The sequence below is a fragment of the Alteromonas sp. ABV2_168 genome (assembly GCF_056161165.1).
Map to the genome: position 1 here is coordinate 52212 of NZ_JBSWYQ010000016.1, position 25803 is coordinate 78014.

Consider the following 25803-nt stretch of genomic DNA (forward strand, 5'->3'; position numbering starts at 1 on the left):
GTGGATCCTGTTAAACGAAGTCTGATAACGCTTCATATCACCGTTATCTTACTGGGCGGCACTGGCCTTTTTTCAAATATTATTCCCTTGAGCGCAACGGATATTACTTTCGGGCGCTCTGTATTTGCCTGTCTGTGCCTTGCTGTATTCATGCGTCTGGCCGGTGAAACCTTCAGACTGAACAACAAACGTGATTACGGTATTGCTCTGTTGCTGGGTAGTCTGATGGCCGTGCACTGGGTAACTTACTTCGCGGCGATGCAATACGCCGGTGTTGCCGTGGGCATGATTGCCCTGTTTACCTTCCCGGTCATAACCGTTCTTATTGAACCCTTCTTTGAGAAAATCCGGCTTGTCTGGCAAGACTTTTTCAGTGCGTTAATTGTTTTTGTGGGCGTGGCGCTGCTGGTGCCGGAGATATCGCTGGAAAACGAGGTGACATTGGGTGTCCTGACCGGTATTTTTTCTGCCGTGCTTTATGCCCTGAGAAACCTGCTTCACCGCCAGCACTTTTCTCACTATTCAGGTGCGAAGGCCATGGCCTGGCAAATCCTGGTGGTGATAGCCTGCCTGCTGCCTTTTGCCAGTGAACACCTCAGTGATGCCACCTTTGATACATGGTTGCTGCTGGCCGTTCTCGGCTCCATGTTTACCGCAGTACCCCACGCGCTTATAGCAACCGCGCTCATCCACTTGCGGGCAAAAACTTTTTCTCTGATTGCCTGCATGCAGCCACTGTACGGCGTAATCCTGGCTATGCTAATTTTACATGAGTCTCCGGGCTGGAAAGCGTTAATAGGTGGCATACTGGTGACATCAGCCTCCATCTACGAAACCATGAACGCACAAAAGCTCCATAAACAGGACAAGTAAATGATAGTACTCGCTCACCGCGGAGCAAGTAAGGCGGCACCGGAGAACACGTTGCTGGCCTTCAGGCTCGGATTCGCCATGGGAGCACACGGTGTTGAGTTCGATACTTATCAGATCGGCGATGACATCGTGGTATTTCATGACCGCTGGCTACACAGAACCACGAATGGCCGGGGGCGGGTTGCCGATCAAACAACTGACTATCTGCGCTCACTGGATGCCGGTCAGGGTGAGCGTATTCCGTTTCTTGCAGAAACCCTGGCTACCCTGCCTGAAGATGCATTATGCAATGTTGAAATCAAAGGGCTGACAGACACCGCCCGCTGGCTCAGCGCTTTTGACCGCGCCTGTGAAGAAACTGGCGCCAGTACGGACTCCATGGTGATATCGTCTTTCAATCATCAATGGCTTGCAGAGATCAGCCGCGCCAGACCTGATCTTAAAACCGGTGCACTTACCGCCAGTATCCATACCGGTTTATTGCAGTTCACAGACTCACTGAAACCCTGGTCATTACACATTGCACTGGATATTGTTGAAGAAAGTTATGTTAGCCGGGCAAAAGCTGAAGGCTATAAGGTGTTCGTTTACACTGTGGATAACCCTGAGGATATGCTGTTACTTCAGCAATGGGGCGTGGACGGGATTTTCAGCAATGTGCCAGACTTAGCATGTGAAACGCTGAATGCTACGCAACTGATGTGCTAACGGTGTTACTTTGCGAGATGCTGGGATAATACCGTATTGCGGCAACAGCGGCACTGGCGGCACAAACGCATGTTTATCCAGTGGCCGGCAACAATAAGCAGCGCGCCGGTGGCAATGGTGAAGGGTTCGTAGTCGTGCCCGAATATATCTTTGAACCAGTAAATAACTCCGCCTGAAAATAACAGAACCAGCGGATAATATTGCCCGTGATAACGCACCGCGCCGTTAATCAGTGCCACAGCACCTATCAGCATGGAAATAGTAAGAATAGTGCGCTCAAACCAAAGTTGCGCGAAGAATGTTGAGCCGATAAGCGGGATCAGCGGCAGCAACAAAGGCAAAGCAAGACAATGCAACGCACACAAGCTGGATATCCATATACCCAGCCTGTCTAATTTAGTCGGATTGTCAGCATCCTGAATTCGGGACATTTCTCGCCTCGCCAGCAAAAGGGACGTTATAATATAACAGTCTTGGCGAAATTCAAAATTACAATCCCAAAAAAAGGATTAATTCGGCGCGACCATCTGTGGCCTCATCGTGTCCTCTGACTTTTGCTGTGCCATCATCGCCGGTTCAGGCTCGAATAAATCGCTGACCGTCGACAGTCTGATCCCCATTTCTTCCAGCTCAGGCAAACGCTTTTGCAGGATTTTCATGGTCAGCCTGTGCGGATGAGCAATGGCAACAGCGGTCCCCGTTTCGCGGGCAAGCAGCAACATACGATCGAACTCTTTTTCAATGGCCGCTTCGTCGATGACATGGTCGAGAAACACATGCCTTCGTGCTACCGGGATCCCGGCGTGCAATGCGGCTTCCTCCGCGACAGTTTTCACGGATGTACGGCTGTCAACGAAGAATAAATTTCGTTGCTTCAGTAAATCCATAAAAGAGCGCATCGGATTGAACATGCTGGTCAGCCTGCTTCCCATGTGATTGTTTACGCCAATCGCATAAGGCACACTTTCCATTGCACGGGCAAATTGAAGTTCCATCTGAGTCTCAAACATACCTACACGCAATCCGTCAGGCCCCATTTCCTGGCCATCAAAGGATTCCATCGGCATGTGTAACATTATATCCCGCCCCTGGGCATGAGCCAGTTCGGACATTTCAGTAGTCATGGGAGCATCAGGAAGAATCGAGAACGTCACTTCTCTTGGCAGGTCAAGCGCCCTGCGGTCAGAGAAACGATGTCCGATATCGTCGATAATAACGACGACTTTTGGTTGGACACTTGCAGCCGCGACTGGTAGACAGAAGAGTGCAAACAACACACCCCAAAACAACGCAAACCAATCAACCAACTGACTGTCAGTTCTTTTGAGTAAACAAATTTTTAGCAAGCGCACGCCTATTATTTTAATAGTGTAATTATAAGGTTCTTATGACCTTTGTTACCCTGCGTCCATACGGGTTATTTATTTAGTATTGCATTCCATACATATTGAGCATAACAGTGATCTTCGAAATATGAAATTTCAAATGCGCTTTTTTTGACATTTTTTAAACAATTTTTGAGGTGGCCGCTCAGTTCGCCGGAATATCAGAGATCCAGCCAGCTTGAGGGATTAAGGGCCTTGCCCTTGTGCCGGATTTCAAAGTATAGATTAGGATAGTTCTGTCCGCCACTTTGTCCGACTAAAGCAATCGTTTCACCGTCGCCCACCGTATCTCCGGCTTGCTTCAGCAATGCCTGATTGTGACCATACACACTCATATAGCCCTGCCCGTGCTCAACAATGGTTACCAGCCCGAAACCACGTAACCAGTCAGAATAAAGGACGCGGCCATGAGACACGGCTCTCACCGGTGTACCTTCTGCACCTTCAATGATAATGCCTTTCCAGCGCACCTGCCCCTGGCGGCGGGTCCCGAACAGCTTGCGTACCCGTCCTGAAGCCGGTTTTAGCAACTTCCCTTTGTAGCCGGATAAACCAGCCAGTTCTGATTTCGCCGACTCTGCACGACGGCGCGCCTCATCAATGGCCCGCACAAGCGCTTCTTCGTTTTGCTTGAGTTCATTTACTCTGGCAGCATCACTCTCGATTTTTTGATTAAGTTTTTTCAGCGTTTCAGAACGATCTGCCTGACGGGCCAGTAACACTGCTTGCTGAGACTTCTGATCCGCCAGCAAGCTGTTCAGTGCTCTGGCTTTCTCCGAAAGCGCCTCATTTACCTGAACCAGCTGTTCCACATTCGAGCGGAAAGTGGTGATCTCCTTTGAGCGGGCTTTACTCAGATACTGATAATAAGTCAGCACGCGTTCAAACGTACTGGCTTCGTCCTGATAAAACAGCATCTTTGCATAGTCATAATTGCCGGCCATGAATGCACTGCGTAACTGGCTCGCCAGCATGGTTTGTTGCTGCAGAATGGCCTTTCTCAGCGCTTCCTGTTCTGCTTCCAGCTTTTTTTGCTGTTCACGGTTATCAGCCAGTTGTGTAGAGGTATCATTGAGAGATTTGGCCGTGGAGGCGATTTCAAGTTCAGATTGCTTCAACGCTGCCTGCAATTCACCGGCATTCGCCTTATTGGCTGCCAGTGTCGCTTGTCTGGCTTTAAGTTCAGCTTGTAACTCAGCAAGTTTTGCCTGTTGTTGTTCCTGAGCATAAGCCTGAGGTAGCAGCACGGTGAACAGGCAGAGCCAGCAAAGGACACTGAGAAGAGGCCCGCGAACGGACTTTCCGGACGGACCGGCCTGATTGAAATTTTGTACACTCACCCGTTGCTTTGCCTCTGACAGCACCTGACTCTGATTCAAAGTCCATACTATATCAACGGGATAGAGGATTCATCTGCAATCGACTAATTCAATGATGCGTTGTCAGGCTGGTTTCTGTGCGGTTTTTCTATATACTTTGCAGTCGATTTTTAGTCTTCCATGTAAAGTAAGGGTTTTAGGAATGGAACAGCTCGTAGAGTTTGCCGGTAATAATATGCTGTTAGCCGGTGCGTGGGTCGCCTTAGTTGCAATGCTGATTTTCAGCTATGTCACAGGTTTCACTTCATCAGTAAAAGAAGTAAATACCCACGAAATGACCATGCTGGTAAACAAAGAAGACGCCGTTGTTTTTGATACCCGCGCGCCTAACGAGTTTAAAACCGGTCACATTCTCGGTGCCCGCCAGCTGAAACCTGAGGAAGTCAGAGCAAAAGATTTCAAAAAGCTTGAAAACGTAAAAGACAAACCCATTATTGTTGTATGTGCAATGGGTAACAGCGCACGCGGTATTGCAGCGGCCATGAACAAAGCCGGCTTCGCAAACGTGAAAGTGCTGAAAGGCGGCATGAACGCGTGGAACTCTGCCGGACTTCCGGTTGCCAAATAACGGGCCGGAACACAGGAGCAGATTGTGAGTAAAGTAGAAATTTATACCAAGGGGCATTGCCCTTACTGTCATCGTGCTAAAGCATTATTAGCGCAAAAAGGCGTAGCATTCGAGGAAATCGCAATTGATGTGAACCCTGAACTCCGCGATGTGATGATAGAAAGAGCTAACGGCGGTTGGACAGTACCGCAGATATTTATCAACGATACCCATGTGGGCGGATGTGATGATTTATTTGCTCTTGAATCACAACAAAAACTCGATGCGCTGTTAGCGCAATAATTTTAAGTTAAGAACGTATTTACACATTCAGGAATTATCATGGCTGAAGAAAATCAGAACACCAATGGCGCAGAGGCAGGCCAGCAAGCCCAGGGTCCTCAATTCAATATTCAACGCATCTACACAAAAGACATTTCTTTTGAATCTCCGAATGCGCCGGCTATCTTCCAGAAAGAATGGAAGCCGGAAATCAAATTAGATATCGATACGTCTACAAATAAAATGGCTGAAAATGCATTTGAAGTTGTTTTATCTGTAACCGTTACTGCGACCGTTGGTGAAGAAACCGCGTTCCTGTGTGAAGTAGAACAAGCGGGTATTTTTGCGATTGCACCGGAAATGCCGGACCAGGCTAAAGCACCTCTGTTAGGTTCTTACTGCCCTAACCTGTTATTCCCTTATGCCCGTGAAGCTATTTCAAACCTGGTTAACCGTGGCACATTCCCGGCTCTGAACCTGGCTCCGGTTAACTTCGACGCTATCTTCGCCGCTTACATGCAGAAACGTGCACAGCAAGCGCAGGAAGGTGGTCAGAAGCTAGACGCTTAAGTCACTCTTTTATGAATACCGGTTCAGTAACCGTATTGGGGGCGGGGTCTTATGGCACCGCCCTTGCTTTTTGTCTGGCCAGAAATAGCAACCCCACGTTGTTATGGGGCCGCGACGAAGCTCACATGCAGGCACTGGCAGACAGCAGGGAAAACGCCCGTTATCTGCCCGGCGCCAAATTCCCTGATGCTTTGACAGTAGAAGCCGATCTTTCCAAAGCGGTAGCTGCCAGCCGCGACATTCTTATTGTCGTTCCCAGCCATGCCTTTAAAGATTTACTTAATACCATCAAGCCGATGCTAAAAGCCGATCACCGGCTGATCTGGGCTACTAAAGGTCTGGAACCGGGTACCGGCAGACTGTTGCGTGACGTTGCACTGGATGTATTGGGTGATACTTATCCGCTGGCAGTACTTTCCGGCCCGACGTTCGCAAAAGAAATGGCTGCAGGTCTGCCAACTGCCATTTCACTGTCGTCCACCTGTGAATCGCTGGTCGATGATTTTGCCCGCAAGCTGCATTGCAGCCGTTCATTCAGGGTTTATAAAAATCCTGATTTCATCGGCGTGCAACTCGGCGGCGCAGTGAAAAACGTTATCGCCATCGGTGCAGGTCTGGCTGATGGCCTTGGCTTTGGTGCCAATGCCCGTACGGCGTTAATTACCCGGGGACTGGCTGAACTGACCCGTCTTGGTGTTAAAGTGGGTGCTCAACCGGAAACCTTCATGGGAATGGCCGGTCTGGGTGACCTGGTATTAACCTGTACTGACAATCAGTCCAGAAACCGCCGTTTTGGTCTTGCACTGGGACGAGGTAAAGACGTGGATACCGCCATGCGTGACATCGGCCAGGTTGTCGAGGGTTACCGCAATACCGAAGAAGTGCATGCACTGGCGAAGCAATATGGCGTGGAAATGCCTATTTGTGAGCAAATATATGCTGTGCTTTATCACGGTAAGCCGCCGAAAGAAGCCGCTGTGGCATTACTGGCAAGAGATTTAAAAAGCGAGTAGCACCAGCTACCCGCTTTTCTTACCTTTTCATAAAACCACTACAAAGTAACCAGTTCAGGTTTCCCGCCCGCTTCCTGATAAATCGTCGCGGCAGCCGATAAGGTCTGCTGATAACTGGTAATAACCGACAATTGTGCCGAGAACCAGCTTCGTTGCGCACTCAGCAAATTCAGAAAATCGATATCACCGGCTTTGTAGCGAATTTCAGCTAACCGGTATAACCGTGCGTTGTTTTCCATTGAAGCGACATCCAGTTCATAAGCCGCTTTCAGGTATGCATAGTTGTCCAGCGAATCCAGCAGCGACTGAGACGCGCTTAACGTGGTGGCGCGGTAGTTATTCCATGCCAGAGCAAGATCCACATCGGCAATTTTTTTTCCGGCATCGATACGGCCACCGTCGAACAGTGTAGCGGCGCTGTTTAGTGCGGCACTCACACTCCAGCCGGAAGCCAGATCGAGCAAATCACTGACAGATAAGCTACCGCTCAGACTTAATCCCGGCAGCCCCTGAATGCCCGCCAGATACACATCGATATCAGCCTGCTTCAAAGCAACATCCGCAATCTGCACGTCAGGGCGTTGCTTTAACACCGCAGCAGGCTGATACAATTCAATATCCGGCAGAACAAACGACAGCAGCTTTTCTTCCCCACTGATGGCGGTCAAGGTTTCATCCCCCAACAGAACCGCAATGGCGCGTCGGCTCAATGTAGCCTGATAATTCAGCCGTAACAGTTCACCACGGGCACTGATCATGGTGTTCTGTTGCTGGCTCACCTCAATACCCGACGCATCCCCTTCCTGAAAGCGAATGTCCACCAGCTTATACAGTTGATCAGCCGCTTCGTAGTTTTGTTTTGCGATGGCAAGGCGTTGCTCAAGCGACAATAGGGTAAAGTACTCACTGGTCAGCAAACCCTGCACCTGCAACGCTGCACTGCGGCGGGAAAACTGCTGACTGTCGATACTCAGCTTATTGCCAAGCTGAGTGGCTTCACGACTGCCCCATACATCAAAAGTGTAACTGACACCCACACTGCCGGATGTACTGTTTGACTCTGTGCCGGTATCAAAGGTTTTTCCACTGCGGCCGCTTGCACTGGCAGTAATATCCGGAATATTGTCGGCCTGGCTCTGACGCAAAACCAGCTCAGCCCGTTGCAGCCGCAGTGCAGCTTCTTCCAGTGTCAGGTTACTGTCTGCCAGGCGAACCATGAGTGCATTTAATCCCTCAGAATTAAACACACTCCACCAGTTTTCCGCAATGTCTACGCCGGCGCCGTCCTGTGTATAAATATCAAAAACATCCGGCTGTGTTTTTGACTTTTGTCCGTCCAGGTCTGACGGCGTATAAGCACAACCTGTCATTAATGCTGCTATCAGCAAACATCCTGATTTTTTCAAAACTCAATCCTCAGATAACGCATCAATGGGGCTAAGGCGGGATGCCTTGAGTGCAGGAGCATAGCCGAACAGTACGCCCACCAGCAGCGATGTAATAAATGCCAGTACAGGCGGTAGCAGTGTATAAGCCACTGAAATGGAAAACTGGGACACGATCAGGATCACCAGATACCCGAGCAAAATGCCCACACAGCCGCCGAGAATACACACCACCCAGGCTTCAATATTGAATTGTTTAAGAATATCGGCCGGCTTGGCACCGGTGGCCATCCGCAGACCAATTTCCCGTTTACGTTCAGACACATTCACCAACATGATATTCATCACGCCAATACCGCCAACAAATAACGATATGGCAGCAACAGACGCTAAAAGCCATGTAAGCGTATTTTGTGTCTCGGTAACCGCCTCAACCAGAGAGTCAGTGGTAAACACCATCACATCTTCTGTACCATGACGTTCGGTGAGAACAGCAAGGACTGCATCCTTCACATCTGATGCGACTTCTGAACTGGCGGCTTTAATCGTTATGCCGCTCAGGTATTCACGGCCAAATACCTTTAGCCGTCCGGTTGTAATGGGGATCAGCACTTCGTCATCCTGATCACTACCACCGGCAGTTGCGCCCTTCGATTTTAATACACCAATCACCTGATACAAGCTGTTTGACATAAGTATGTACTTACCAACTGCTTGCATCTTATCGGTAAACAAGGTCTCAGCAACCGTATCACCTATCACTACAACCGGTGCATAGTTGTTCACGTCTTCAGTTGTGAAAAATACGCCCTGCGCCATTTCCCAGTCTTTCACGTGAAGGTAATCCGGCGTGGAGCCTTTAATCCTGCCCGAGAAATCATTTTCCCCATAGCGCATGGTATTGCGTGAAGAACGTTCCGGCGCAACGTAGGTCACGCCGGGAATATCACGTAATGCGTCAGCATCTGCCAGAGTCAGCGTCGCTACATCACCGGAATTGCGCATATTTTTACCGCCCGGCCGCACTGAAATCAGGTTGGTACCGATAGCTTCAATACGCTTCAGTACGTCCTGTTTTCCCCCTTCCCCGATAGCCATCATGGTGACCACCGCTGCTACACCAATGATGATCCCCAGCAGGGTAAGTAAGGTACGGAACCAGTTAAGCCGCAGTGATGAAAAAGCCATACCCAGTGCTGCAACGCCGGAAATACTTTTAAACGGTTTTATCGACGATGGCTGTGCAGCAGATGTCGTCGCCGGCTTAGCAGCTTCCCCCGAATCAGACACGATTTGTCCGTCCAGCAGATGCACCTGACGCTGAGCATATTCTGCCACAGCCGGATCATGGGTGATAAGAATGATGGTTACCCCTTCCCCGTGCAGTTCTTTCAACAGATTAAGCAGTTGCTCTCCGCTGGCAGAGTCCAGTGCACCGGTTGGCTCATCAGCCAGAATAACCTCTGCACCGTTTATCAGTGCGCGGGCAACAGATACCCGTTGTTGCTGACCACCGGATAATTCACCGGGGCGGTGATCCTGCCGGTCGCCCAGCCCGAGCTTTGACAGTAACGCTGATGCACGCTTCTCACGGACGCTTTTATCGGTGTTACTGTATATTGCCGGTAATGCGACGTTTTCCGTCGCGGTGAGGCTGGCGAGTAACTGATAACGCTGAAAGACGAAGCCGAAGGTTTTCAGGCGCAGCGCTGACAACTGTTCCTGTGACAACTTATTCACATCGTGGCCGTGAATGGTATAACTGCCTGATGTGGGCGTGTCCAGACAGCCGAGGATATTCATCAGGGTCGATTTTCCGGACCCGGACTGTCCCATGATGGCAACAAACTCACCTTTTTGGATCCGCAGTGAGACACCGTCCAGCGCCCTGACTTCTGTACCTTCAGTTTGATAACTGCGGGTTACATTCGCCAGTTCAATTAAAGGTACGTCAGCCACGTGGCCCCCTCATAGGCGGACCACCCATGGGACCGCCGAAACCACGGTCGTTATTATCTTTAGTGCCTGCAGCCGCAGATGCCTGCCCGGTAACAATTTCGTCGCCTTCATTCAGACCGGATAAAATCTGAATTTCAGTGCGGGTGCTCACCCCGGTCTTTACCGGCTTTCTTACCAGTTCGTCCTGCTCACGGACCATGACGAATTTATTACGGGGCGGCCCCTTAACCGCTGCCAGCGGGACTACCAGGGTATCTTCTTCCTTCTCTTCAACAAAGAAAACCTGGGTGGTCATAGAATCCATCAGCGTACCTTCGATGTTCTCCACATCCACCAGCACCTGATACAGCACGACATCGTTTATAATTGTGGGAGTCGGTAAAACCTGACGTACCACCGAGTGATATTTCTTACGGGTATTACCGATAGTGGAGAAGTACACCGGCATACCACGTTTAATACTTTCCACATCCGCTTCAGAGACTTCTGCCCGTAATGTCATGGTAGTAAGGTCAGAGATCTGCAGCAGCTCCGGTGCGTTCTGGTTCGCATTTAATGTTTGTCCTTCGCGAACAGCAATAGAGGCTACCGTACCGCTGATAGGCGCATAAATTTTGGCAAAGCCCAGTGTCGCTTTATCACCGGCCAGAGATGCTTCATCAGCTTTAATTTGCGCAATACTGGCTTTAATTTTTGAATCCAGTACTTTGACGTCGATACGGCTGCTGATAGCGGTATCAGCGCTCACAGCATCCTGATCAAACAGATTATTGTTCCGTTTCTCACGCAGCAATGCCAGTTCCCGCTCTGCTTTAAGCTGGGCAAGGTTCGCGTTCTTCACATCCAGCGCAAATTCAGCGTTCTGTACCTGTGTTTCAAAGACTGTCGCATCAATTTCCACCAGCAAATCGCCGGCTTCCACCACATCACCTTCTTCCACATGGATTTTCTCAACCTGACCGGACACCTGAGCACCAACGACAACGTAACGTTTGGGTTCCAGCTGGCCCGTTGCAATGATGTTCTTTTCGATGGTACCCCGGCCAACCTGCGAAAATGAAAATGCGCTGGTGTCACGGGCGGGGGCTGCGAACATGTTCCATGCAGTGTAGGCGGGTAAAGCAATGACAACCAGTAACAGCAGCCATTTTACCCATCGGTGGGATCCTGGTGATAACACAGTCTTTCCTTAAGTGAAAATACCTAAAATACAAAAGCCCGCATCTTTACACTACGGGCTTTACACAACTTAACATTACTTCACAGTGGTCCACAGACAAGGCTGGACGGGGCGTGACAATCAGATTAGTTTTATCTTGCGCCTTCATAACCCGTTTGCCGCCAACTTTCGTAAACGAAAACTGACACGGCATTGGACAGATTCATGCTGCGGCTGTCTGGCAACATGGGGATGCGTACGCGTTGCTCCGGGGGCAGGGACTGAATAAACTCGTCGGGCAGACCACGGGTTTCAGGGCCGAAGATTAACGCATCACCTTTCTGGTATTTCACATCACTGTGAAACGCTTTACCTTTAGTGGTACAGGCGAAAATGCGCGCCGGTTGTTCACTTTCGAGATAAGCATCCAGACTGGCGTGGCGCTTTACGTCGGCAAATTCATGGTAGTCGAGACCAGCACGCCTGACACGCTTATCGTCCCAGTCGAAGCCCAGAGGCTCAATCAGATGCAGGGAAAAGCCTGTGTTTGCACACAAACGGATAATGTTGCCGGTATTGGGCGGAATTTCTGGCTGGTATAAAACGATATCAAACATGGTCACATCACGAATTTTGCTGTGGAGCAAGGATACGGTGTGACAGGACATGAGACAAGCCCACAGCGGAGGAAGGGCGGTTGCTGTGGGCAGTTTTGGTGCAATGGACCTTTACAGTGCGTTAAGCACCCTGTTAGTTTGCGCCTGAGCAGCCCAGCGACGTGCACGGCGTTGCGCCACAGAGTTTCCGACGAACTCAACCACTTTATCTGACAAAGGGGTGAAAGTGCCGATTGCATGCCCGTAAACAGAAGATAAATCTGTATTTTGGGGCGCTTGTAAACGCATTGTTCTTAATGAAGCATATTTTTGCATGATTTTCTGGCCTCGCATTGCTTTATAGGGCAACTTTTCTGTCGTTAAGTTTTATTTTGCAACGGTTCACTCAACTGAGTTTCCCGTGTCTTATACGAAAATATTGCATTAGCCATACCGCAATTTTCAGTGTCATTAAAATTTAATGAAAAACAAAGTCAGGTCAGTCATTTACAGAGGCTCGACCGGTCAGCAGAATACATTGCCGGCGACTCTGTCCCCCGTCATTGTGTGTAAAATAGAGACACTTTTGTAAATCAGGCGAGAAAATCAAGGATCCTGTTCATAGCAGGCTCGCGGATCCGGTCTGCTTCAATGAGAATTTCGTGATACGCCCCCTCACAGGAATGCAGAACAGCTTCCGGCATGAGTCCGGCCACCCTTCGCTGCCTGCGGTTATCCACCACCATATCGTCGCCGGCACTGAGAATTAACACAGGTTGCTTAATATCACCGGCATTATTCTCAATAAAATCCATGGCTTTCATGGCCGCTCTCAGCCAGTGAACGGTTACACCGCCAAGCTGGACCTCTGGCGTGTTTGCGTAAGTATCACGGAACAAACGGTATCGCAGTTCGCTGTGTGTGAGATGATTGGCATCGAAGGTAACCGGCGAGTAATCTTTTTGCCCGATAAAATAGCCTTCCTGTTGCCCGGCTTTCTGATAGCGGCGCTCCACCATATTGAGCAACGAATTGGCAATCCAGCCCGGTAACGCGGGACGTATACCGAACATGGGAGAACAAAAAACAAGTTTCTGAAACAATGACGGATGGGCCAGAGTCGTGAGTGCTCCAATCGCACACCCCATGCTGTGGGCAAGCAGGTAACGCTCTCCGTCAGGTTGTCTGGCCGATACCACCTCTGTAATGAAGAGGTGAAGGTCACTGACATAATCTGCAAAATCCCGGACGAAGCCCTGATGCGGATTAGCGGTCATTCTGTCCGACAGCCCCTGCCCCCGGTGATCCATAATGAAAACAGCAAAGCCCTGATTGTACAGGTCAAACAGCACTTCCTGATACTTCAGGTACGCTTCAATACGGCCGCTGCTGATAACAATGGTAGCGGCAGGCTGTGCAGGGATACAAAGCGCATAAGCCAGCTTCACGCCGTCTCTGGCAGTCAGTACACCTGTGGTGACATGCTGCTGCCAGAACGCAGGAATGGCATCGCTATTATGAATTAATGAGTGTTCTGTGGAGATTGTCCGGACCATGTATCACGCCCGTCCAGTGGCAGAGAAATGGTGACAGCCAGTCCACCGGACGCATTTCGGGTTGCTTTAATGTCGCCATGATGCATTTCCACTGCGGCTTTTGCAATGGCAAGTCCCAAACCAACCCCGCCGGACTCTCGATCTCTGGCGAGACTCGCACGGTAGAACGGTGCAAATACAGAGCTGCATTCCTCTTCAGATAGCCCCGGGCCGTCATCCTTAACTACAACAAACCACTGCGATTCCTTCACAGAAACGGTAACCGATACGGAAGACTCCGCGTAGCGAATGGCATTTCTCACTACGTTTTCAACGGCGCTGCATAAAAGCATACTGTTCACGTTAACGGTTTGCTGTGGCAATGCTGCAACCTCAAACCGGATGTTCCGGTTAGACGCTTCGAATCTGGCGTCGGCAAAGGTACGGTCAAACAGCACACTGATCATCACCGGAGAGATTTCCGGCTTGCCGGACTCTGCCCGGGTTAACGTGAGCAACTGTCCGATCATCGAGTCCATCCGTTCGGCTTCCCGCTCTATCCGGGCAAGAGCCGCCGGATCTACGTTCTGTTGATGCGCCAGGCCTACCGCCATTTGCAAACGGGCAAGAGGAGAACGTAATTCGTGGGAGATATCCGCCAGTAGCCGCTGCTGTCCTAACCACATTTGTTCAAGCTGCGATGCCATGGCGTTAAAATCGCGGGATAAACTTCCTAACTCGTCACGGCGGCCATCAGCTTCCTTCACCCTGGCTTTCCAGTTACCGCCCGCCAGTTCACGACTGGTTTCCTGCAAGATAGTGATGGGACGTACCAGAGATCGGGCGAAAAGATAAGATAAGACAATGGTAATCACCAGTGCGATACAAAGAAAATATTTGAGTGGCTGCTGACTGTCGGGAGGCCCGTTCATCAGCGAAACATAAATGGCAAAATCTTTACCGTTAATAGCGACTCTTGCAGGTCCGATTGTCTCAAAATTTCCCCGCACGAGAGCAAGGGGAGACACCTGCTTAGCCAGCCTGACCAGATCATCCTCTTCACTGCGCCGGACTGGTGGCCCTCCTCCCCGCACCATCGCCCCGTCATCAATACCGACAGCGATAAGTCTGTGCCGGCTTATCCGGTCAGCTTCTTCCAGAATGCGGCGGACGGGTTTAGCGCCGTCTTCCTGACTTACACGGTCAATAACAGCAACAGCACGATTCAGGGCTTCCAGCTCAGGCGCATCCGGTGCCCGAACTTCTGCGTGTTCATTGAAAAAGCTCACCGCGTAAAAAGTCACAACTGCGGTAAAAATAAAGGTTACCCAGAACCATAAAAACAAACGCCCGACTAAACGCCGGGCCGGATTGAAACGTGCAAGTGAATTCATGAAGCCAGTCTTAGTAAATATCCCGACCCGCGAATGGTTTTTATCTTTTCATCATTCGTGGTTTCAGCAATCTTCTTTCGCAGATTACTGACATGCATATCAATACTGCGGTCAAAGGCCTGTAACTTCTTACCCAGTACTTTCTGGCTGATGTCATCTTTCGTGACCAGCTGACCGGCATTGATCATGAGTAAATGCAGTATAGCAAATTCGGTGTTAGTGAGTGTCAGCGCCACATTATGGCTTGCCACTGTCTGCCGGCTCATGCTCAGTGATATATGGTTTACAGACAAATCCTGTTGCTGCCTGGACTGGGTAGACATTTCCAGACGGCGGAAAATAGCCTTCACCCGCGCCACCAGTTCACGGTGATTAAATGGCTTGGGTAAATAATCATCAGCCCCGAGCTCCAGTCCGAGGATGCGATCATAATCATCGCCCCGGGCGGTTAGCATCAGTACCGGGGTTAAATGGCTAATACGCAATTTTTTAAGCACTTCAAAGCCATCCAGTTGAGGCATCATGACGTCCAGCAGGATCAGGTCAACAGACTCACCGGAAGTTGCCGCCGCCAGACCACTGTATCCGTCATTGGCCACGGTTACACTGTAACCGGTTGCCTCAAGATAAGTTTTCAGCATGTCCGTCAGTTCACGGTCATCATCAATGATCAAAATAGACTGCTTTGTCGCTGTGGCGACCATCTCATTGCCTCCAAAATTCTGCGGCTTAAAAAAACGTTGGGTGTGCGTTGATGACATTGAACGTAATACTGACATGGAGAAAACGGTCTGTGTCATGGCATGGCTCCTGTCCTGCTGATAGTAAGTTTACCTGACTCCGACCACCGTAAAGACGCGATGTCACCAACTTTACAGAAGCTTTACAGTACCACTAAACAACTTTGCAGAAATCCCGCCTACACTGACTTAACAATAAGCACGAGTCCACCGACGTTGGCACACACTTCAATGCCAACCGCCGGACCGGCGTAAACCGGTCCGGCTTTTCTCTTAATACTGCGGTTTCAGCGGCAAGTAATCTTCAGCGAAAAATAACGGCGATGTGATAATAAGGTCAGCAGTCGCCGAAGAACACGCCACCGGCACATTCCATACCGAACACAGGCGCAGCAGCGCTTTTACATCAGGATCGTGAGGGGCAGGATTAAGTGGATCCCAGAAGAAAATCAGTGCATCCAGTTTTCCTTCGGCAATGAGCGCTCCAATTTGCTGGTCGCCCCCGAGCGGACCACTCTTAAAACGTTTGATACTTAGTCCGGTATCGTCTGCAATCAGACCACCGGTGGTACCCGTTGCCACCAGTTCGCATTTTTGCATACTGTCTAAATGTTTATTCACCCACGCAAGGAGTTCTGCTTTTTTATGGTCATGGGCAACCAGTGCAACGGTTTTTTTGTTCATTTTTGTGTCCTTTCTTTCTTACCACAGGCAGTAAATATGTGCGTATCGTGACAAAACGGTGTGCCGCCGGACTGTCAAATAATCTTCATACATACCATTTATATTACGAAATTCACCGCGCCCGGCACAGAGAAATATTTATACATATTTATTGCATATTTATTCGCGATGAGTATCATAGGCGACGGTTTAGTAATCTCTGCAGCATTCGATAGGCGCTCTAAGTCAGCCATGGCAACGTTTTATCGTGAAGACAGAGAAAATGACAGGACAATCTCATGATTCAACCAACCAGCAGGCCCGACCAGCAGGTTGACAAGGTAAAACAGTTTAGCTCTCCCCTGGCTGGCTACACATTGCATTATGTACACCGACGATCCGGTGTGAATTTGCTTTTGCGGTAGCGCACTTTTTACCTTTGTACGCGGGCGAATGAAAACAGTATCCCTTTCATTCGCGTACAAAGGTAGAAAGTGATTTTTTATCCCTCTACAGAATTAATTAAACCTATTATGTTAAAAGTATCAGTTATCGGAGCCAGTGGTTACACTGGCGCACAACTCGTTGATTTAGTTCATCGTCACCCTGCTATGGATTTGCTGGGCACCTATGTTTCTGAAAACAGTGCCGACGGCAATAAATCCATTGCTGCGATCCACGGTCAGTATGCACACCTGAGCCAGTACATGCTTACGCCGATGAATGACAGCACGTTAGACACACTCGCAGATACCATGGATCTGGTTTTCCTGGCCACGCCTCACGAAGCCAGTCACGACTGGATGGCTGCACTGAGTAAAGGCAAAGCCAAAGTGCTGGATTTATCCGGCGCATTCCGCATTAAGAACACTGAAGTATTTGAACAGTTCTACGGTTTCAAACACACCTCAGAAGCGTGTCTGGATAAAGCGGTGTATGGTCTTGCTGAATGGTATGCCAAGGATATTGCGGCAGCGAAAATCGTTGCCGTACCGGGTTGTTACCCCACAGCTTCACTGACAGCGTTAAAACCTCTGCTGGAAAATGGTTTGTTAGACAGTGCCGTGCGCCCGGTTATAAACGCGGTGTCAGGCGTCAGCGGTGCTGGTCGTAAAGCCGCATTGAATAACAGCTTCTGCGAAGTAAGCCTGCAGGCTTACGGCGTGCTGGGTCACAGACACACCCCGGAAATTGAGGCATGGCTTGGCACCGGAGTGATTTTCACCCCGCACCTGGGTAACTTTAAGCGGGGCATTCTGGCCACAATTACTGTGAAATTGAAGCCGGGCGTCAGCGCTGAGCAACTGTCATCTGCCTATCACACCGCTTATGAGGGCAAACCTGTTGTCCGCATTCGCGATACCTTCCCGAAAATTGATGATGTAGTGAATACGCCGTTTGTTGATTTGCACTGGAAACTGGATGCTCAGTCAGGATACGCCGTTATTACCAGCGCCATCGACAATACAATGAAAGGTGCAGCCTCGCAGGCAATGCAATGTGCAAACCTGGTCAGTGGCCTGCCCGACGCTCAGGGACTGATTGCATAATGAAGTTGTCTCCTATTGTTATTAAAGTGGGCGGTGCGCTGCTTGAAGATGAAAATGCGGCGTTGTCATTACTGACTTCTGTCGGTGAAGTCATGAAGACCCGTCCTGTGGTCATCGTACATGGTGGCGGTCCGCTGGTTGAAACACTGATGGCCGCACTGAATCTGCCCAGCCAGAAAATTGATGGTCTGCGGGTAACACCGGACGAACATATGCCGTACATCTGCGGCACTCTGGCCGGCAGTGCGAACAAAGCACTGTGTGCACTGGCAATCCGTAGCGGATTAACACCTGTTGGCTTGTCCTTATTAGATGGCAACATGGTAAGCTGCGAGCCGCTGGATGAGAAATACGGTGCCGTTGGCGTGCCTTCGGCAAACAGCCCGGAACTGCTTAAAGCATTAACCGGCAAAGATCTGTTACCGGTAGTCAGCTCCATCGGTGCCAGTGCGCAGGGCCGTTTGCTGAACATTAATGCCGACCAGGCAGCCACCGTAATCGCCCAGTTGCTTGACGGCGAGTTACTGCTATTGTCTAACGTCAAAGGCGTGCTTGATGCAGATAAAGCGCTGTTAAGCTCATTAAACCAACAACAAATAGACAGCCTGGTTGCCGGTGGTGTAATCACAGACGGCATGAAAGTAAAAACAGATGCGGCACTGCTGGCAGCTTCGTCCCTGGGACGTCCGGTCACCATCGCCAGCTGGGATGCCAGCATCAGTGACATTTTAAATAAGGATACCGGTACGCGCATCGCGCCATAGCCGTATTGAGGATATTGACCATGAAACAGGATTTATTGTCCTTTGCTAACTGGACACCCGAAGACACGAAGGCGCTGTTAGATTTAGCCGTAACCATCAAACAAAACCCGGCGAAGTACAGCCAGGTGCTGGCAGGTAAATCTGTTGCAGCACTGTTTGAAAAGCCTTCTCTGCGTACCCGCGTAAGTTTCGATATCGGCATTAATAAACTAGGTGGCCATATGGTTTACCTGGACGTACAGGGCGGCAAACTGGCCGGCCGTGAAGATAACGTAGATACCGCTGCCAATCTGGCGTGCTGGGCAGACGCTATTGTTGCCCGTGTGTTCTCACACAGCACGCTGGAAGACTACGCGAAAGCGGCAAAAGTACCGGTGATCAATGCGCTTTGCGATAAGTATCACCCGTGTCAGGGTCTGGCTGATTACCTCACCATGTACGAAGCGTTCGGAAAAACCGAAGGCCTGACTATGGCTTATATCGGTGACGGCAACAACGTAACCCATTCAATACTGATTGTTGGCGCACTGCTGGGCTGCAACCAGGTTGTGGTTACACCGCCAGGACACGAAGCCGATCCGGAAATTGTTGCGCAAGCACAAGACATTGCCGCTAAAACCGGCGTTAAAATAGTACAAAGCAACGATATTGATGCCGCTGTCGGCGCTGATGTGCTTTATGCTGATACCTGGTTATCAATGGGCGATGATACGCCCCTTGAAGCCATTAAAGATAAATTTATGCCTTATCAGGTCAACGAAGCCCTGATGGAAAAAACCGGCGCACAATATGTCATGCATTGTCAGCCTGCTCACCGCGACCTGGAAATCACCGGTTCGCTTATCGACAGTGACAAATCACTGCTGATGCAGGAAGCAGAAAACAGAATGCATGCCCAAAACGCAATACTGACCAAACTACTAGGTTCCTGAGAGGACAGGTTTAATGAAAAAGAACGTGAATAAAGTCGTACTCGCCTATTCCGGCGGGTTAGATACCTCAGCCATCATTCCATGGCTGAAAGAAAACTATGACTGTGAAGTGGTGGCATTTGCCGCTGATGTCGGTCAGGGTGATGAAGAACTGGTTGGCCTGAAAGAAAAAGCTATCGCTTCCGGTGCCAGTGAATGTCATATCGTTGATCTGAAGGAAGAGTTCGTCAGCGAATACATTTATCCGACTATCACTACCGGTGCTATTTACGAAGGTGAATATCTGCTGGGTACTTCTATGGCCCGCCCTGTGATTGCAAAAGCACAGGTAGAAATTGCCCGTAAAGTTGGCGCAGATGCGCTGTGTCACGGTTGTACCGGTAAAGGTAACGACCAGGTTCGCTTTGAAGGTACTTTCGCTTCTCTGGCACCTGATCTGCACGTTATCGCGCCATGGCGTGAGTGGGACATGGTTTCCCGTGAAGATCTGCTGGCGTACCTGGCAGAACGTAATATCAAAACGACTGCTTCTGCGACCAAAATCTATAGCCGTGATGCAAACGCATGGCACATCTCCCACGAAGGTGGTGAGCTGGAAGATCCATGGCAGGAACCTACCAAACAAATCTGGACAATGACTGTTGATCCGGAAGATGCACCTGACCAGGCGGAACGTGTCACGCTGTCTTTCGAAGAAGGTCGTCTGACGAAAGTGAATGATGAAGCCCTGTCGCCATACCAGGCACTGGTTAAGCTGAACACCATTGCTGCTGCACATGGCGTTGGCCGCATCGACATCGTAGAGAACCGTCTGGTAGGTATGAAGTCACGCGGTTGTTATGAAACGCCGGGAGGCACAGTAATGGTAGCAGCTTACAAGGCGCTGGAAACCATGGTACTGGATAAAGCCTCGCTTAAATACCGTGAACAGATTGGTCTGGAATACTCCCACGTGATGTACGACGGCCGCTGGTTCACTCCGCTGAATGATGCCCTTCTGGCCGGCGCTGCGTCTTTCGCTAAGCGCGTAACCGGTGACATCGTTGTGAAGCTTTACAAAGGTCAGGCAACCGTGACGCAACGTCGCTCACCAAACAGCCTGTACTCTGAAGATTTCGCAACCTTCGGTGCTGATGATGTATACGACCAGAGTCATGCTGAAGGCTTTATCCGCCTGTTCAGCCTGTCCAGCCGTATCGAAGCACTGAAAAAGCAGCAGTAACAGGAGAATATCATGGCATTGTGGGGCGGCCGTTTTGCGGCAGGCAGTAGCAACATGTTCCGGCAGGTAAATGATTCCCTGCCGTTCGACAGAGTGATGGCAGCACAGGATATCCAGGGCTCCATTATCTGGTCACGCGGTCTTAAGAAAGCCGGTGTACTGACTGAAGATGAACAGGCGCAGTTAGAGTCTGCCCTGTCTGAACTGAAAGTACTGGCGGAGAAAGGCGAGTTAGATTTCGACGCCAGTCCGGAAGAAGACATTCACAGCTTCGTTGAAGCGGCGCTTATCGATAAGCTGGGTGACATTGGTCGTAAACTGCACACAGGTCGCAGCCGTAACGATCAGGTCGCGACAGATTTTCGTTTATGGGTCCGTGAACACGTTGACTCGTTGAAAGCTGACTTAAAAGCGCTGATCCGCTCATTGCTGAATACCGCCAGCCGCCACCAGCAAGCCATTATTCCGGGGTACACCCACTTACAACGTGCCCAGCCCATTCATTTTGCACACTGGTGCTTAGCCTATGTGGAAATGTTCAAGCGTGACCTGGCCCGGATGAAAGACCTGAAAAAGCGCATGAACCAGTGCCCGCTGGGCTCCGGTGCGCTTGCAGGTACCACCTACCCGGTTGACCGTCATGAACTGGCGGAAGAACTGGGCTTTGATTCACCTTGCCTGAACAGCCTGGATGCAGTATCAGACCGTGACTTCGTGCTGGAACTGCTGTTCTGTGCGTCCACCAGTATGATGCATATTTCCCGTATGGCTGAAGATCTGATTTTCTATAATTCAGGTGAAGCGGGCTTCCTGCAACTGGGTGATGCGGTAACTTCCGGCTCGTCACTGATGCCGCAGAAGAAAAACCCTGATGCACTGGAACTGATGCGTGGTAAATGCGGACGTGTTTTCGGCAGCCTGCAAGGCCTGCTGGTTACCATGAAAGGTTTGCCACTGGCATACAACAAAGACATGCAGGAAGACAAAGAAGGTGCCATTGATACCGTAAACCAATGGCATATTTGTCTGTGTATTGCTGTTGAAGTGCTCGACTCACTGTCGCTGAATGAAGAGCGTTGCCGTGAAGCCGCCCAGCAGGGCTATGCTAACGCCACCGAACTGGCCGATTATCTGGTAGGTAAGGGCATTCCGTTCCGTACCGGCCATGATATTGCAGGTAAAGTGGTGCTGGCAGCCATCGACAAAGGCTGTGCCATCGAAGATTTACCGCTGGCTGATTTACAGGCCATCTGCGATAAAATCGAAGACGATGTGTATCCGGTACTGCAACTGGAATATGGCGTTAACCAACGCAATATTCTGGGCGGCACCAGCCAGGAAACAGTGACCAAAGCACTGTATCAGGAGCTGGAAAATCTGGATAAGCTGGGGTAACACGAAAAATGGTGTTAGCTCATCATGATGGCATAAAACTCTTTCGCAGCTCGCTGCCGTACATCAACGCGCACAGAGGAAAAACCTTTGTGCTGATGTTCGGTGGTGAGGCCATCGAACAGAGTAACTTTGCCAACATTATTCACGATATCGCCCTGCTCGCCAGTTTAGGTGTACGTCTGGTGCTGGTGCACGGTGCCCGTCCGCAAATAGACGAACGGGTTAGCATGCGGGGCATCGAAGGTCGTTTTCTCGACGGTGTCCGCATTACCGACAAGCAAACCCTGGAATGCGTCAAAGATGCCGCCGGTTCAGTGCGTAGCCACGTAGAAGCACTGCTGACCATGGGACTGCCCAACTCACCTATGCACGGCGCACAAATTCGCGTGTGTACAGGTAATCTGGTCGTCGCTAAACCTATGGGTGTACGCAGCGGCATCGATTATGAAAACACCGGCATGGTGCGCCGGATTGATACCACAGGTATCAACGATCATCTGAATGACGGCTCGATTGTTCTGCTTTCTCCGATGGGGTATTCCACCACCGGAGAAGTGTTCAACTTATCCCATGAAGATGTGGCGACGCAGGCTGCGATTGCACTAAAAGCAGATAAAATTATCGTTTTCTCCAAAGACGACGGTATTCGTCATAACGACGGCAAATTACTGCGCACCATTGAACGTCCGCAACTGGAAGAGCTCATTTTTGAAGAGCAAATTCAGACTGAGCAAACGGTGTTAAGTGCACTGACCACCAGTGTGGCAGCCGGCATCCCCCGTGCTCACTGTATCAGCTATGAAACTGACGGTGCATTGTTGCAGGAATTGTTCACCCGTGACGGTGCCGGTTCGCTGGTGATGGAGCACCATTACGAGCAGTTACGTGGTGCCACCATCGAAGATGTGGGCGGTATCATTAACCTCATCAAGCCGCTGGAAGAAAGTGGCGCGCTGGTGAAACGCTCCCGTGAACGCCTTGAGAATGAAATCAATCAGTTCATTATTATTGTTCGTGACGGCATGATCATCGCCTGTGCGGCGCTGTATCTCTATCCGGAAGAAGGCAAAGCGGAGCTGGCTTGTGTGGCAACACATCCGGACTACCGTGGCAAAAACCGGGCAGAGCGCATTCTGGAAGAAGTGAAACGTCGTGCACTGGATTCAGGCATTCACACCTTGTTTGTTCTGACTACGCTGACAGCACACTGGTTTCTGGAACACGGTTTCCGTCCTTCAGATCTCGGCGAACTGCCGCAGGCGAAAAAAGAACTGTATAACTTCCAGCGTAACTCGAAGATTTTCACCCTCGGGCTGTAATTTACTTTGTATCATAACCTGCCATCCGGCAGGTTGTTTTTTTAAAACACTGTCCTCATCCCCTGAACACATCAAATAGCAAAAGATAATCATTCTCATTAGTGGTAAAATCGGCCGTTGCATTTACCTGATTCGTTATCAGGCATCAATTTGCAGTCGCACTCACGTTTTTCGTTATTCAGGCTATCAATATGTTTATCAGAGTTTTGATTTTTTCACTTTTCAGTTTTTCTCTTAGTCACGTCTCACCCGTAAACGCTCAACCGGATCTTACAATAACAACCGGTAAAACCGTGGCTGATACCGGCGCCCCGGGCTACCGCTTCACCCGTTTACAATTCACCAGACACGACGCAAAACACGATACGCAGAAGGCGTACCGGGTGAACCTGGCGATACCGGAAGCTCCGGCGCCGGAAAAGGGCTATCCTTTACTCATCATGCTCGATGGTAATGCTGCACTGATGGAAGTTTCTGCAGACTTACTAAGTGAGCTGTCGCAAAGCGCAGCCCCGCCGGTACTGGCATTCCTCGCTCATGACAACGATCTGCGCATTGACGGCGATGCCCGCGCCTATGACTACACACCGGCCGTCAATGAGTCTGCATTGAGCGCTAAAGAGCAACGTCCCGGCAGAGAGTATGGTGGCGCAGACGGATACTTGTCTTTTATCACCGATAAGGTCGTTCCTGCCATTTCAGACAATACCCCGGTTAACCCTGAGAAGACGGGATTATGGGGTCATTCCTATGGCGGTATTTTCGTTTTGCACGCCCTGTTTACCCGGCCAGACAGCTTCGCGTTCTATGCCCCTGTCGATCCGTCATTGTGGTGGGGAGAAGGTTATATTTTATCTGAGGAGCATAACCTGCTAACGAAAAGCCCGGCTGACATTAAAGACAAAAGCCTGTTAGTAGTCACGGGTTCTGGCGGTGAAGCAAAACGCCACCCGCGGGGAGATCAGGATGCCGCAACACTGGCTGCCGTGTATAAAGCAAGAGAATCGGTTCCTGACGGTGAAACCGCCAGAATGGTTGAACGTTTAAAAGCCGCCGGTGTTGATGCTGAAATGACTACGCTTCAGGGCCTGTCTCACGGAGAAACACTGGGAGCGTCACTACCCTACGTATTCAGACAGTTCGCCAGATAAACACTTCTCACTGACAGATATATTATCAGCCGCTGTTCTGCCGCAGGGACAGCGGCATCAGCGGATGCGCTTAATCTCAGCTTCATCCAGCTTGATGACATAGGCATTCCCACCAATGCCATTAAACTCCTCATCGGTCAGTACAATGGTATTGCTGTTATAAAACGCCACCGCTTCCTTTTGTGTCACGATGCCTAAATCAATCCGTGAGACATCGCCGGAAAAGAAATTATCTCCTTCAAAGTTCTCGAACAACCATAAGCTGGTGGAGTCCAGCAGAACCAGCATATCCCTTTCAGGGTTTAAGGCCGCCGACGTGATCCAACAGAGTTTTTCCAGCGTGGTACAGGTTTGGAATGAGCCCAGCAATTCAGCTTCAAAGTTCGCGGCATAATCGCCGATGCGGTACAGGTTGGTCAGACCGTCGAAAGGTATAGTTCGGTTTTTGGTAAACAGATACAGATTGTGGTCAAATTCCACGAATGCTTCCAAATCAAAATTACGGTGTTCCGGCGGGATTGGTGAACCGTCCATTTCCGGATAAGTAAATTTGATGATTTCAGCTTCCGTCGTATCGGTTTTAATATCGATTGGATTTTCTATTTTGTATACCGTCAGCCATTTTCTGGACTGATCGTTATTGCCGAAATCCCCTAAGAAAAAATGCCCGAAGGCATCCTGCGTCATATCTTCCCAATCGATATTTTTCGCGTTGGTCACATGGATTTTGCGAACAATACTGCCGTCGTCATCCAGTTGATAGAGCACCGGGTCATCGCCACCATCATTAATCGCCCATAACCGGTCTTTCTTATCGAACTCGATACCGGAAATCTCCCGCAGCTGGGGATCAAGATTAACGCGCTTTTTACTGTAAAGATCGTGCACAGCAGTGAGCGTAATAATGCCTGCCACGGACGCAGCAAGACCAATAAAAGCAAACAGGATTTTTACCATGATGGATTATGGGGGAATTTTGTCACGCTAGAGATGGAAATGGATAATAACAGATTAAAGTCAGGGGCCGGAAATTATTCCCCGGTCCCCAATTGCCGTGATCTCATGTAGTTCGCCAGCGCCTGTGCGTCTGTATCTTGTGATTGCTGCAGAGCCCGGTAAACGCCTTGCTGATCAGCCTGTGACTTGTGCTGATTTAGTTTCTCTTTGCCTTCCAGCGAGTCCACATGAATACGAAATCCGGTGGTTGCACCGGATAACTTATTCACGTAGTCGTCAGACATTATACTTTTATCCCCGGTGAGTCCCGGATCGTAGGTTTCCA

General features: G+C 50.0%; 26 protein-coding genes and 1 pseudogene. 13 read left to right on the plus strand and 14 right to left on the minus strand.

Annotation, left to right across the window (positions count from 1 at the left end):
• Together ACXAH4_RS19445 and ACXAH4_RS19450 are read left to right on the plus strand one after the other, a co-directional pair.
• Positions 1–873 (plus strand): DMT family transporter, encoded by an 873-nt coding sequence (locus ACXAH4_RS19445; protein ID WP_474841408.1) that lies wholly within the window; start codon positions 1–3, stop codon positions 871–873.
• The gene (locus ACXAH4_RS19450) at positions 874–1581 is read left to right on the plus strand and encodes a glycerophosphodiester phosphodiesterase (protein WP_474883057.1); all 708 of its coding nucleotides are present in this window, start codon (positions 874–876) and stop codon (positions 1579–1581) included.
• Between the two features lie 5 nt (positions 1582–1586).
• Here the strand turns inward: ACXAH4_RS19450 and ACXAH4_RS19455 are convergent, their stop codons facing one another.
• The 3 genes from ACXAH4_RS19455 to ACXAH4_RS19465 all read right to left on the minus strand — a co-directional run bounded on the left by ACXAH4_RS19455 (position 1587) and on the right by ACXAH4_RS19465 (position 4222).
• Positions 1587–2012 carry a MerC domain-containing protein gene (locus ACXAH4_RS19455; protein WP_119502713.1) on the minus strand — a complete coding sequence of 142 codons (426 nt, stop codon included), beginning with the start codon at positions 2010–2012 and terminating at the stop codon, positions 1587–1589.
• Positions 2013–2090: 78 nt separating this feature from the next.
• A complete protein-coding gene (locus ACXAH4_RS19460) occupies positions 2091–2888 on the minus strand; it encodes a divergent polysaccharide deacetylase family protein (RefSeq protein WP_474841413.1) in 798 nt (265 codons plus the stop codon).
• A 239-nt stretch (positions 2889–3127) separates the two neighbouring features.
• Complete coding sequence (locus ACXAH4_RS19465) at positions 3128–4222, minus strand: murein hydrolase activator EnvC family protein (RefSeq protein ID WP_474848800.1); 1095 nt, start codon at positions 4220–4222, stop codon at positions 3128–3130.
• A 265-nt stretch (positions 4223–4487) separates the two neighbouring features.
• Here ACXAH4_RS19465 and ACXAH4_RS19470 point away from each other — a divergent pair, with 265 nt between their 5' ends.
• Genes ACXAH4_RS19470 through gpsA form a run of 4 tightly spaced genes read left to right on the plus strand, consistent with a single transcriptional unit; the run spans position 4488 to position 6757 of the window.
• The gene (locus ACXAH4_RS19470) at positions 4488–4913 is read left to right on the plus strand and encodes a rhodanese-like domain-containing protein (protein ID WP_119502715.1); all 426 of its coding nucleotides are present in this window, start codon (positions 4488–4490) and stop codon (positions 4911–4913) included.
• A 24-nt stretch (positions 4914–4937) separates the two neighbouring features.
• A complete protein-coding gene (gene grxC / locus ACXAH4_RS19475) occupies positions 4938–5195 on the plus strand; it encodes a glutaredoxin 3 (protein ID WP_119502716.1) in 258 nt (85 codons plus the stop codon).
• A gap of 39 nt (positions 5196–5234) precedes the next feature.
• Complete coding sequence (secB, locus tag ACXAH4_RS19480) at positions 5235–5744, plus strand: protein-export chaperone SecB (protein WP_119502717.1); 510 nt, start codon at positions 5235–5237, stop codon at positions 5742–5744.
• A gap of 11 nt (positions 5745–5755) precedes the next feature.
• On the plus strand, positions 5756–6757 hold the full coding sequence (gene gpsA / locus ACXAH4_RS19485; protein WP_474883059.1) for an NAD(P)H-dependent glycerol-3-phosphate dehydrogenase: 1002 nt from the start codon (positions 5756–5758) through the stop codon (positions 6755–6757).
• Positions 6758–6795: 38 nt separating this feature from the next.
• On the opposite strand, the gene ACXAH4_RS19490 is transcribed toward gpsA, so the two are convergent.
• The 9 genes from ACXAH4_RS19490 to ACXAH4_RS19530 all read right to left on the minus strand — a co-directional run bounded on the left by ACXAH4_RS19490 (position 6796) and on the right by ACXAH4_RS19530 (position 16209).
• Complete coding sequence (locus tag ACXAH4_RS19490; RefSeq protein WP_474883061.1) at positions 6796–8163, minus strand: TolC family protein; 1368 nt, start codon at positions 8161–8163, stop codon at positions 6796–6798.
• Positions 8164–8166: 3 nt separating this feature from the next.
• Positions 8167–10101: a MacB family efflux pump subunit gene (locus ACXAH4_RS19495; protein WP_474883063.1), complete on the minus strand. Its 1935-nt coding sequence runs from the start codon at positions 10099–10101 to the stop codon at positions 8167–8169.
• Positions 10094–11281 (minus strand): efflux RND transporter periplasmic adaptor subunit, encoded by a 1188-nt coding sequence (locus tag ACXAH4_RS19500; protein WP_474883065.1) that lies wholly within the window; start codon positions 11279–11281, stop codon positions 10094–10096. The genes ACXAH4_RS19495 and ACXAH4_RS19500 overlap by 8 nt, the downstream gene beginning before the upstream one ends.
• Positions 11282–11412: 131 nt before the next feature.
• Positions 11413–11877: a tRNA (uridine(34)/cytosine(34)/5-carboxymethylaminomethyluridine(34)-2'-O)-methyltransferase TrmL gene (gene trmL, locus ACXAH4_RS19505; protein ID WP_119503500.1), complete on the minus strand. Its 465-nt coding sequence runs from the start codon at positions 11875–11877 to the stop codon at positions 11413–11415.
• Between the two features lie 111 nt (positions 11878–11988).
• Complete coding sequence (locus tag ACXAH4_RS19510) at positions 11989–12192, minus strand: hypothetical protein (RefSeq protein ID WP_474841426.1); 204 nt, start codon at positions 12190–12192, stop codon at positions 11989–11991.
• A gap of 257 nt (positions 12193–12449) precedes the next feature.
• Positions 12450–13412 carry an alpha/beta fold hydrolase gene (locus ACXAH4_RS19515; RefSeq protein WP_474883067.1) on the minus strand — a complete coding sequence of 321 codons (963 nt, stop codon included), beginning with the start codon at positions 13410–13412 and terminating at the stop codon, positions 12450–12452.
• Positions 13379–14785, minus strand: coding sequence for an ATP-binding protein (locus tag ACXAH4_RS19520; protein WP_474883069.1), 1407 nt, complete (start codon positions 14783–14785; stop codon positions 13379–13381). The genes ACXAH4_RS19515 and ACXAH4_RS19520 overlap by 34 nt, the downstream gene beginning before the upstream one ends.
• On the minus strand, positions 14782–15489 hold the full coding sequence (locus tag ACXAH4_RS19525) for a response regulator (RefSeq protein ID WP_119503501.1): 708 nt from the start codon (positions 15487–15489) through the stop codon (positions 14782–14784). Before ACXAH4_RS19525 ends, ACXAH4_RS19520 begins: the two co-directional genes overlap by 4 nt.
• Before the next feature lie 309 nt (positions 15490–15798).
• A complete protein-coding gene (locus ACXAH4_RS19530) occupies positions 15799–16209 on the minus strand; it encodes a methylglyoxal synthase (RefSeq protein WP_303572012.1) in 411 nt (136 codons plus the stop codon).
• Positions 16210–16721: 512 nt separating this feature from the next.
• Between ACXAH4_RS19530 and argC the strand changes: the two genes are divergently transcribed.
• The 7 genes from argC to ACXAH4_RS19565 all read left to right on the plus strand — a co-directional run bounded on the left by argC (position 16722) and on the right by ACXAH4_RS19565 (position 24521).
• Positions 16722–17738 carry an N-acetyl-gamma-glutamyl-phosphate reductase gene (argC, locus tag ACXAH4_RS19535; RefSeq protein WP_119503502.1) on the plus strand — a complete coding sequence of 339 codons (1017 nt, stop codon included), beginning with the start codon at positions 16722–16724 and terminating at the stop codon, positions 17736–17738.
• On the plus strand, positions 17738–18502 hold the full coding sequence (argB, locus tag ACXAH4_RS19540) for an acetylglutamate kinase (RefSeq protein WP_349589757.1): 765 nt from the start codon (positions 17738–17740) through the stop codon (positions 18500–18502). The genes argC and argB overlap by 1 nt, the downstream gene beginning before the upstream one ends.
• Before the next feature lie 20 nt (positions 18503–18522).
• On the plus strand, positions 18523–19434 hold the full coding sequence (locus ACXAH4_RS19545; RefSeq protein WP_474883070.1) for an ornithine carbamoyltransferase: 912 nt from the start codon (positions 18523–18525) through the stop codon (positions 19432–19434).
• A gap of 13 nt (positions 19435–19447) precedes the next feature.
• Entirely contained in the window at positions 19448–20656 is a 1209-nt protein-coding gene (locus ACXAH4_RS19550) for an argininosuccinate synthase (RefSeq protein WP_474841436.1), read from the plus strand.
• Positions 20657–20668: 12 nt separating this feature from the next.
• The gene (argH, locus tag ACXAH4_RS19555) at positions 20669–22051 is read left to right on the plus strand and encodes an argininosuccinate lyase (RefSeq protein WP_474848182.1); all 1383 of its coding nucleotides are present in this window, start codon (positions 20669–20671) and stop codon (positions 22049–22051) included.
• Positions 22052–22059: 8 nt separating this feature from the next.
• On the plus strand, positions 22060–23370 hold the full coding sequence (gene argA / locus ACXAH4_RS19560; protein WP_474883072.1) for an amino-acid N-acetyltransferase: 1311 nt from the start codon (positions 22060–22062) through the stop codon (positions 23368–23370).
• A 293-nt stretch (positions 23371–23663) separates the two neighbouring features.
• Positions 23664–24521, plus strand: coding sequence for an alpha/beta hydrolase (locus tag ACXAH4_RS19565; protein ID WP_474883074.1), 858 nt, complete (start codon positions 23664–23666; stop codon positions 24519–24521).
• A gap of 57 nt (positions 24522–24578) precedes the next feature.
• On the opposite strand, the gene ACXAH4_RS19570 is transcribed toward ACXAH4_RS19565, so the two are convergent.
• The gene (locus ACXAH4_RS19570) at positions 24579–25478 is read right to left on the minus strand and encodes a hypothetical protein (RefSeq protein ID WP_474883076.1); all 900 of its coding nucleotides are present in this window, start codon (positions 25476–25478) and stop codon (positions 24579–24581) included.
• 74 nt (positions 25479–25552) lie between these two features.
• Positions 25553–25803: pseudogene (locus ACXAH4_RS19575) on the minus strand (FMN-binding negative transcriptional regulator); the annotation flags it as partial.